Origin of the sequence: Shewanella abyssi (assembly GCF_023284025.1) — a bacterium.
Taxonomy (GTDB): domain Bacteria; phylum Pseudomonadota; class Gammaproteobacteria; order Enterobacterales; family Shewanellaceae; genus Shewanella; species Shewanella abyssi.
The window spans coordinates 67,802-76,751 of record NZ_JAKIKR010000020.1 but is presented as its reverse complement, the minus strand read 5'-3'; the positions used below and the strand labels follow the sequence as shown (position 1 = coordinate 76,751).

The following is an 8,950-nucleotide window of genomic DNA, read 5'->3' as shown; positions in this document are numbered from 1 at the left end:
TAGTTGGGGCATTTGCTCAATTTGTGATCCGCTTCACAAATTGAGCAAATGCCCCAACTACCAACCCGATTGTCTATTTTTGTACTCTTTCTGAGAATCTTTAGATTGCCTCATTGCCGCAATAATTCGATTCTTTCCAGCGAGCAATTTCACTTGATAACATGACTCTCTTCGCAGTAACTGCCTAATAGGCGCACTCCAACTTTTTTGAATACTCTGCTTTATTGCCGCATTAGCATCGGGGGAGGTTTGTATCAATCGCTGCGCGAGTGCCGTCGCAGAGGCCATAGGATCAGCAGCGACTGAAGTCAGCAAATTGAAAGATAGGGCTTGCTCCGCCGTTAATATATCTGCGGTCATTGTTAGCATAAGCGCTTGATCCTTAGGCATTAGCTCTCTAAGCCCAACAAAACCAGCCATATCAGGCACTAATCCCCAACGCGCTTCCATTATTGACAACTTACAATCTGGCGCTGCAATTCTAAAATCAGCCCCTAGCGCAATTTGCACACCACCGCCATAGCAAACGCCCTCAAGCACGGCGATAACAGGTACCGGCAATCGACGCCAGCCGATGGAAACCCGCTGGGCCAAATTAGCGTTACCTGGTAACCATTTAAATAGCAGCTTCACTGCATCGAATGGCGTACGATTTATACTCTTTACATCGAGACCAGAGCAAAAATTTTGCCCCTCACCGAACAGAATAACCGCTCGCAGTGCTTTATCCTTTTTAAGGCTGTCGATACAAGCATCTATTTGCTTAAAAAGCTCATAATTCAAAGCATTATACTTATCTGGACGATTTAGAGACACATAAGCAATATCCTGCTCTTTTCTTACTCGGACTAAATTACTGCTCATTTTCAAATCCCTTTTATCAATACTGGTCAGTCCAGAAGATCAAGTTAACATATTTGGAATAATCAGTTAATACCTATAACATGCACAGAAAATTTGACTAGCGTCAAAGAAATGGCACACACTGATGGGCGGCTTGATTAACAAAAGTCTATTTAAGGGATAATAAATAATTATAAATGCCCATTTTATGAAATTGATAGGAAACAAATTCAATTGCAACGTAGCAACTAACGTAGCAAACTAACGTAGCAAGCTATTAGAAATTTAAGTGCATAAGTAGGCTGCTATAGAAATACCTATATTCAACAGAATATAGATGATTAATTTAGTCGTTAAGCTTTTAAAAATAATAACAAATAGCTAATTTAGGCGCGAAAACTAGGATATAAGAAGAATAATGCCATTTCCTGTACTAATATGTGACGATTCTGCGCTCGCAAGAAAGCAGATGGCGCGAACCTTGCCAAAAGAGTGGGACGTAGAACTCACCTATGCCGCTAATGGAGCTGAGGGGATTGATGCGATCCGCGCAGGGAAAGGCGAGATTGTTTTTCTAGATTTGAACATGCCCGTGATGGATGGCTATGAAGTGCTCGAAGCCATTCAAAGAGAAGATCTTCCAGCGCTGGTTATTGTGGTGTCTGGCGACATTCAAATACGCGCCCATGAACGGGTTAAAGTACTCGGCGCCCTCGATTTCATTCAAAAACCCGTTAGCGTTGACGCCATTAGCCATATTTTGCAGGAGTACGGCATTTTAGAGCTCGCCGTTGGCTCAGGTCAAACACAAAACCCTATGGTTGAGGTTGATCTACGTGATGCTTGTCAGGAGGTCGCTAACGTCGCTATGGGTCGTGCCGCAGATCTACTTTCAAAGCTGCTCAACGTGTTTGTATTATTGCCTATCCCCAACGTCAATGTACTCGAAGTCAGCGAACTGACGATGACACTAAAAGCCACGGAAGAAAGTGGTACTGTATCAGCCCTATGCCAAGGATTTATTGGTGCAGGTATCGCTGGTGAAGCACTGCTGCTATTTCATGACTCCTCTTTCCAGGACATGGCAAAGCTGATGAAGCTTGAAAATCCCGAAGACGAAAATACCGAGCTTGAGGTCATGATGGATACGGGCAACGTACTCATAGGTGCCTTTCTTAATGGGATCTCTGAACAACTGCATATGAAGTTCAGCCAAAGTCACCCAGTGGTGCTTGGCAGACACTGTACTGCCAATGACCTTATTCATGAAAATGCTGATAAATGGGAACGCACGCTGGCAATGGAGATTAACTATCGTATTAAAGATCACGACATTCAATGCGATTTACTCCTGCTGTTTACCGAAGACTCTTTGCCAACGCTTAATTATAAGCTCGGCTATTTGCTAGATTAAGATGGATCATAAGATGGCAGACGATCTACACGCAATGAATGAATTCCACTGGCTAATTGATATGGTGCAAACCATTGAAGTGGGCTTGGTCGTACTCGATCGGGATTACAATATCCAGCTGTGGAATGGCTTTATGGAAAACCACAGTGGTGTTTCACCCAATTCGATTAAGGGAAAAAACCTATTTGAACAGTTTGAGTACTTACCCTCTAAGTGGCTTAAACATAAGATGGAATCAGTATTCCTACTTAAAAACCGTGCCTTTATCAGTTGGGAACAACGACCGTTTGTTTTTCAATTTAAAAACTACCGCCCCATTACTGGCCGTGCTGATTTCATGTATCAGAATGTGACCTTGTTACCGCTATCATCTCTTACTGGCGAGGTGACCCATCTCAGCATGATTGTTTATGATGTAACTGATGTTGCCATCAACAAATTGCAGCTTAAAGCGGTCAACGAGAGCCTTGAAGTACTCAGTCAGATCGATGGTTTAACTCAGCTCTACAACCGTCGCCACTGGCAGTTATCTATGCAGAAAGAGTTCGATCGTAATAGTCGTTACGGTGATGACACCACTCTGGTGATGCTCGATATTGACAATTTTAAAGTGGTTAATGACACCTATGGCCATCAGGCAGGCGACAAGGTAATTCAGAAAGTATCTCACTTGATTAAAAAATCGTTACGTGAAACCGATTGCGCCGGCCGTTATGGTGGCGAAGAGTTTGGCGTAGTATTAGCAAACACCCCAGCAGCTAATGCGCTCTATTTTGCCGAGCGATTACGTAAAAAAATTGAACAGTCTGAAACCATGTATAAAGACAAGATCATTAAAGTCACTATCAGTATTGGCATTTGTGACATCCAACCAGAGATCCTTAGCAGTGAGTCCTGGTTGTCTTTAGCAGACCAAGCTTTATATAAGGCAAAAGAGGCCGGCAGAAACTCCTGTGTTATTCACCAACACCCGCAAAGTTAAGCTGCTAGCGAATAGATGAAATCGTTACGCTGAATGCCAGATACAAGAATGCCCATCACTGATGGGCATTTTTGATTCAGATGTAGAATAACAGCGCTGCTTAATCCAGCTCCTCTTCATCATCTTCATCACGGACTTCGCCATCTTCATCAATGAAGTAAGTGCCCCATCCGTCATAATCAATTTTCTGTTTTTTCGCTAACTCAATTAACTTTTCACAAGCGCTATCGAGTAACTCAACTTCAAGCTTGTGTGATGCAACTGCATCGAAACAGATAATAACGGAACCGTCTTCCAGCTCCATCTCTTCAGCATCGTTGACTTCAAAGCCCAATTTAAAGGCGTCTACTGCTGCTTTCTCTAAGCGATCAAAATTGGTCGATGAGAAGTGATGCTCAATGGTGTAATCGGCATCAGGCAGTGAACCGTCAGCAAGTATCGCTTCGACAATTTCACGGTTCTCTGCTTTCTGTTCGTTTAACAGGCGTTCAATAGACATCAGTTGCTCCTCAAAAATTTCGCGAAGATTATACCGCTTTAGTCATTAATGCAGAAGCTTCTTGGTTCAACTGTAACAATTTTTCTGACATCATCCCATGAATGCGCTTAGACAGCTCTTTAACTTGTGTCTTATCAAAACCCTTGGTTTCGATAGGCTCCATCATCTCAATAATAACCACCCCGTTATTCCAGCGATTCAGTTTGATATGACTTTGATTAGACGCCAATACTGGCACCATAGGTACACCTGCGGCAATTGCCGTATAAAAAGCACCCGCTTTAAAAGGCAGTAAACCCTTGCCATGAGAGCGCGTTCCTTCAGGGAAGATCCATACCGACAAACATTTCTCTTTAATTTTTCTCGCCGTCGCCGCCATGGTATCAAACGCCTTGCTGCGATTTTTACGATCGATCAAAATGTTACCTGATAACCAATAAATTTGGCCAAACAACGGCATCCACGCCAAGCTCTTTTTACCCAAGCTAACAGTGCCTTTAGGGACCACTGCCGTATGAGTAAACATGTCGAAGTTGTTTTGATGGTTAGCTAGAAATACACAAGGCTCATCACTTTCACCTTTAGAGTTGCGCACTATCACTTTAATACCCAACACTGGCGCAGCCCAAGAAAAAACTTTTGCGAACATATGCACATTATTACGGTGACGTGGTCGTAACACGCAAGCTAAGCCACCGATAATAAAGGCTAAAACAAGCATGACAGATAAAATCAGACATCTAAGGATTAACAGCACTACAATCTCCCGCGATTTAATTGCCGCCAGTATAGCCAGCAAATACTAGCGACTCAATATTTAGTTTACACATGTAGCCTGAACCTGAGCTATACAAGACGAGGCTTAGGCTACTCTAGCGTACTCAACTTAAGCGAACTTTAATCTAGCACACATTTAGCATCGGGAATTCTAGCCTATATCGTGCTCAATCAGGTCAGACCTCCATTATATGGCAGTCAGAATGGCAATATTTTTTCTTAAAAAACAGTACTAACCTAAAGAAAATGGCGCTAATGGCTAATGTTGCCACGATAGCGGCTCCGCTTGGCAAATCGAATGAGGCCGATAGTACTAAGCCTGCAACATAACCAAACAAGCCAACCATATAAGCCCAACCAAGTTTAAAACGCCCAGCATAATGATTCACCGCCAGTGCCGGCAATATCAGCGAACTAAACACTAAATAGACCCCAACTAGCTCTACAGATAGAGTAATGACGATAGCAAATATCAGATAGAACCCACGCCCAGCAAGGATTTTGGGGTTAAGCACCAGTAATAGAAGAATTGCTGCATATATAATGGCTGGCAGCGACAACTGACTCCAGCTCACCCACAGTATCTGCCCCGACATTAACTGCTTTAGCATCTCAGCCCCATGAGGGTCATTCGATAACAGTAGCATCGCAGCCACTGCGGCTAAGACATAGAAGCAGCCAATAATCGCCTCAAGCTCATCCGCCATCCGCTTAGATAGCCAAGCGATAAAGCCCGCTCCTGCAATGGCAAATAATGCCGGCATCCACACATTAGAGAAAGGTAAGGCTTCAATATCATGGTTAAGATGGCCAACAATGGCACCTAAGGCGGCGACTTGCGCAATCGCGAGATCGATAAAGATAATCCCCCGTTTTAACACCTGTTGCCCTAATAGCACATGGGTAGATAAAACGAGTACTCCCGCAACAAATGCGGGGAACAATATAGATAAAAGATCCAGATCAAACATCGGTATTTACTCTGGTTAAGGTTATATAAATAGCAAGTGAACGCAGACGATCACGCTCACTTGCTCTACTCTTGAATAGGCGCTACTTAGCGGCGAGTAATAGGTCTATTGCGCTTTCATACAAGCTAAATAGATCAACACTTTGCTCGTTACCGCCAACTGACATCGGCAGTACAATCACAGGTAGTTCAGCGCGCTCACCCAGCCAATCTGCCCCACGTTCACTTTGATATGACGCAATAACAATCGCCATAACGTCGCCCTGTTTAGCGCGGCTGAGTAAACTTGCTAGATGTGAGCTACTCGGTGGGATCCCAGGCTTGGGTTCGAGATCGGCTACCTGCTCTAACCCTAACCAGTTAAACAGATATTTAAAGCTTGAATGGTAAGCAATAATCTTTTTACCCTTCAGTGGCTTTGCCTTCTCTTCCCAGCGCGGAATCGCATCATTCCAACGCTGGCTAAAGCGGACCAAGTTAGCCTGATATTGCGCCGCAGAACCTGGATCCACTTGGGTTAACTTTTGCGTCAACGCCTCGGCAACACCCAGCAAGCGTTTTGGGTCAAAATGCAGGTGTGGATTACCCTTTGCGTGAACATCACCCATCGAGCGATTAACTGATTTCATTTGATCTAAGGTGTCTATTTGTTCAGCCGCAAAAAACAGCCCTTGATCGGTTGAACGCACTTTGGCATTTGCCGACTTCATCTGCAGCATTGGCAGCCAGCCAATCTCAAGATCGGCTCCCGCACAAATCGCGAGATCAGCTTGACGCATTTTAGCAATCAAGCTCGGTCTGGCTTGCACTTGATGAGGGTCTTGCATCGCCGTCGTGGCCGAATAGATCCGTGCATCAGGCGCCAGCTCTTGCGCCAGTGCTGCATACTCAGGTTCACAGGTAAAAATATTCAGCCCAGCGATAGCATTGCTTGCTGTCCCTAATGCCAACGTTAGCGCGAGGACTTTTAGTCCTCTAGTTAAAAAACGCTTAGAATTGATGCGCACCGTGAGCCCCCAGAGTCATTACATATTGAAGAGTGATAATGTTGTCGTCTTCTATTCCATCAAAATTGCTACCTTGTTGATTGGTATATTGCAGACGCACCGTTGAAAAATGGCTTTGGTGCCATGCAAGGCTGACCTCAGTTTCTTTAAGCTTTTGTGGATCAAAATGATCATCGAGCATCAATTGAGTACCGACTTGACCATAACGTAAACCTGCAGACCAATGCGGTGATAGTTGATAAACGCCACTCAAATACCAACCGTCTTGATAGTCTTTACCTTCATCACCATAAGCGTCATTCTCATCAAGTTCCTCTTCTAAAGGTTTAAAATCGGTCACTCTAAAAAACTCACCGCTAATGCTAAGATGTTGATATTTATAGTTACCGTTAGGTGCCCACTTATAGACAAAGTCTGCTACGTAGGTATTCTCACCAGTATACTGGGCACTATGACTGTGTTCATGTTCTTCCAATACCGCCGCATACTCATGCTCTTCAGCGGTCATACGGCCATTTTCGTTGCGTAAATAACTCAAACCCGCCTGCCATGAACCATTAATACCAGCATCACCACCAATCTTAGTAAAGGCGGTATAAACCCCGGTTGACTTGAAATCGCGCTCATTATGCTCATCGGCAGCGCGCATATTGTCACCTTTAAACGCCTCGACTCCCATAGTCCAATACAGATCCGTTGGTGCAACATAGCTTAGTCGCACACCATCATCGAAATAATGGCTACCTAAAAAGGCACGATAGGCCGCAGGTCTGTCAGAAAAGGCGTCGGTATGCACATGTTGATTGTTGAGGTAACCAATGTCTGATAAGAACCGACCGGCTCTCATTGAAAGGCCATAGGGCATTGCCAATGTTTGGATGAAAGCTTCTTCAAGGCCAAGTTCAGTTTCACCGTCATGCATCTCTATTACGGCGGTTAACTTGCCGTAAAACATATCATCGATATTGGCACTCATTGCCACTTCTGTGTGGCCGAGGCCGAAACCCTCAACACGCTCGCTCATTGGGCGTTCAGCACTTTGATAGTAACCCTCTAATACCGCGCTAATGGCAGGATTCGTTAAGCTAGAATCTTCCGCAACAGCGTTGATAGAAAAAATTGCGCACGCAGCAGCTACGCCCATTAGGCGCATAGTTAAAATAGTCATTTGTTCTCCGAAATACAGCTAAGCAAAGCCTTCCCATAGGGAATACTTGTTTAATTTAGTCATTGATTTTTATTGAATTGCTTAGACAGTAACGGGGGGAGCACGGCTATTGAAAAAACTCACATGAGGCGAGTCAAATGTTGCAGGGATATACTCTTGGCTCTCAACACTCTGGCGTTCTAGCGCAATATGAAACTCAAAGCTAGGCAACAGTTTGTTGACCTGGTGTTGGTGATAACACAGAGTACAATGGTTTTGAGCGCCATCATCCAAGTGACTCAGATCATGAGCGGACGCTGCAAATGACAGGCACAGGAATACGGCAATAAGCCCTATTACCAGTTTCTGCTTTACGCTACTCAGTTGAATCAAAGTGTTAACCTTGTTTATAAAAACCTGCCAAGTTTATGTGGTTCAAACTTGAAGTCAAGCATTCACTAATTGAAAGCGTTACAAAGTGTTTGTGATGAATATCACTTAAACTTGAATGACAATTAATACTGTCTTAAGCTGGTAGCGCTAAGATTTCCGCACTAACATTTGTTCATAGTGATATGAAACAAGAGTTTCATTATTAATAAGGCGCAAACATCATGCTTGAACTTCTTCGCTCAAACTTAAAATTCATTATCATGACATCGCTATTTTTTGCTGTGGTACTTGGCGGGATTTACTATGTAGAAGCTGCACTTGAAGCACAAGTACAAGTTGTCGACTAACGCTATCAAAGTATCATGGCGTTAACGTCCGAGCTAACTTTTCGACTCATTTCCACGGTGCTATAAACTCACTTTTAAGTTATCTTTCGAATGAGTCTCGGAGTATATCGCTGCTCTATGAGCAGCGATTCTGATGGCAATGAGTCATCAGTCTTTAGCGGTACTTTTGCCTTTCATCACTGTTATCCGTTTTCTCTGGCGCTTCGGTGACTTTCATGTGATCCATCATATGGCTTACCAGCAGTAACATCACTGCGAATATAGTGACCGGTATACAGACAGTCCGCATAGTCTCATCAAAATATCCCCACACGATAGCCATAAATCCAATATAAAAACTCGCCATTTTAACCCGCGCCATAGCGGCACTCTTGCCTAACCATGCGTCGCACAGTGGACACTGGATCTCACCATTTAAGCCTTTACCTCTTTGGTTGTCGATTTTTTCTATTGCGAAAGACTTAGAACAATGGGCACATATCACTGGAGCTTCTCTCTATATCATGAGTTAAGGCTGTCGTATCATTAACACCCTTTAAAGTGGCTATTAGGCGTCAAAAATGGTCGCTAA

Annotated in this window: 11 protein-coding genes; 3 read left to right on the top strand and 8 right to left on the bottom strand. The window is 43.8% G+C overall.

The genetic code is table 11. From position 1 onward, the window contains the following. Window positions 1-57: 57 nt before the first annotated feature. On the bottom strand, window positions 58-864 hold the full coding sequence (locus tag L2755_RS10840) for a crotonase/enoyl-CoA hydratase family protein (RefSeq protein ID WP_248980707.1): 807 nt from the start codon (window positions 862-864) through the stop codon (window positions 58-60). 397 nt (window positions 865-1,261) lie between these two features. Here L2755_RS10840 and L2755_RS10835 point away from each other — a divergent pair, with 397 nt between their 5' ends. Further along, complete coding sequence (locus L2755_RS10835; RefSeq protein WP_248980706.1) at window positions 1,262-2,257, top strand: response regulator; 996 nt, start codon at window positions 1,262-1,264, stop codon at window positions 2,255-2,257. 13 nt (window positions 2,258-2,270) lie between these two features. Beyond that, on the top strand, window positions 2,271-3,239 hold the full coding sequence (locus L2755_RS10830) for a sensor domain-containing diguanylate cyclase (protein ID WP_248980705.1): 969 nt from the start codon (window positions 2,271-2,273) through the stop codon (window positions 3,237-3,239). Window positions 3,240-3,339: 100 nt separating this feature from the next. Here L2755_RS10830 and rraB read toward each other — a convergent pair whose 3' ends face one another. The 6 genes from rraB to L2755_RS10800 all read right to left on the bottom strand — a co-directional run bounded on the left by rraB (window position 3,340) and on the right by L2755_RS10800 (window position 8,023). Then, window positions 3,340-3,738 (bottom strand): ribonuclease E inhibitor RraB, encoded by a 399-nt coding sequence (gene rraB, locus L2755_RS10825; protein WP_248980704.1) that lies wholly within the window; start codon window positions 3,736-3,738, stop codon window positions 3,340-3,342. A gap of 28 nt (window positions 3,739-3,766) precedes the next feature. After that, entirely contained in the window at window positions 3,767-4,495 is a 729-nt protein-coding gene (locus L2755_RS10820; protein ID WP_248980703.1) for a 1-acylglycerol-3-phosphate O-acyltransferase, read from the bottom strand. A 196-nt stretch (window positions 4,496-4,691) separates the two neighbouring features. Then, the gene (locus tag L2755_RS10815; RefSeq protein WP_248980702.1) at window positions 4,692-5,486 is read right to left on the bottom strand and encodes a metal ABC transporter permease; all 795 of its coding nucleotides are present in this window, start codon (window positions 5,484-5,486) and stop codon (window positions 4,692-4,694) included. Between the two features lie 82 nt (window positions 5,487-5,568). Beyond that, window positions 5,569-6,492 carry a metal ABC transporter solute-binding protein, Zn/Mn family gene (locus L2755_RS10810; protein WP_428847791.1) on the bottom strand — a complete coding sequence of 308 codons (924 nt, stop codon included), beginning with the start codon at window positions 6,490-6,492 and terminating at the stop codon, window positions 5,569-5,571. Beyond that, the gene (locus L2755_RS10805) at window positions 6,476-7,660 is read right to left on the bottom strand and encodes a hypothetical protein (RefSeq protein WP_248980701.1); all 1,185 of its coding nucleotides are present in this window, start codon (window positions 7,658-7,660) and stop codon (window positions 6,476-6,478) included. Before L2755_RS10805 ends, L2755_RS10810 begins: the two co-directional genes overlap by 17 nt. Before the next feature lie 81 nt (window positions 7,661-7,741). After that, window positions 7,742-8,023, bottom strand: coding sequence for an ABC-type zinc uptake system zinc chaperone (locus L2755_RS10800; protein WP_248980712.1), 282 nt, complete (start codon window positions 8,021-8,023; stop codon window positions 7,742-7,744). Between the two features lie 230 nt (window positions 8,024-8,253). Between L2755_RS10800 and L2755_RS22200 the strand changes: the two genes are divergently transcribed. After that, a complete protein-coding gene (locus L2755_RS22200; RefSeq protein ID WP_283102793.1) occupies window positions 8,254-8,379 on the top strand; it encodes a hypothetical protein in 126 nt (41 codons plus the stop codon). A gap of 154 nt (window positions 8,380-8,533) precedes the next feature. On the opposite strand, the gene L2755_RS10795 is transcribed toward L2755_RS22200, so the two are convergent. Next, on the bottom strand, window positions 8,534-8,863 hold the full coding sequence (locus L2755_RS10795) for a hypothetical protein (protein ID WP_248980700.1): 330 nt from the start codon (window positions 8,861-8,863) through the stop codon (window positions 8,534-8,536). Between the last annotated feature and the right edge of the window lie 87 nt (window positions 8,864-8,950).

Coding starts and splice junctions, on each gene's coding strand:
- L2755_RS10840 (WP_248980707.1), bottom strand. CDS start 864: ATGAGCAGTAATTTAGTCCGAGTAAGAAAAGAGCAGGATATTGCTTAT.
- L2755_RS10835 (WP_248980706.1), top strand. CDS start 1,262: ATGCCATTTCCTGTACTAATATGTGACGATTCTGCGCTCGCAAGAAAG.
- L2755_RS10830 (WP_248980705.1), top strand. CDS start 2,271: ATGGCAGACGATCTACACGCAATGAATGAATTCCACTGGCTAATTGAT.
- rraB (WP_248980704.1), bottom strand. CDS start 3,738: ATGTCTATTGAACGCCTGTTAAACGAACAGAAAGCAGAGAACCGTGAA.
- L2755_RS10815 (WP_248980702.1), bottom strand. CDS start 5,486: ATGTTTGATCTGGATCTTTTATCTATATTGTTCCCCGCATTTGTTGCG.
- L2755_RS10805 (WP_248980701.1), bottom strand. CDS start 7,660: ATGACTATTTTAACTATGCGCCTAATGGGCGTAGCTGCTGCGTGCGCA.
- L2755_RS22200 (WP_283102793.1), top strand. CDS start 8,254: ATGCTTGAACTTCTTCGCTCAAACTTAAAATTCATTATCATGACATCG.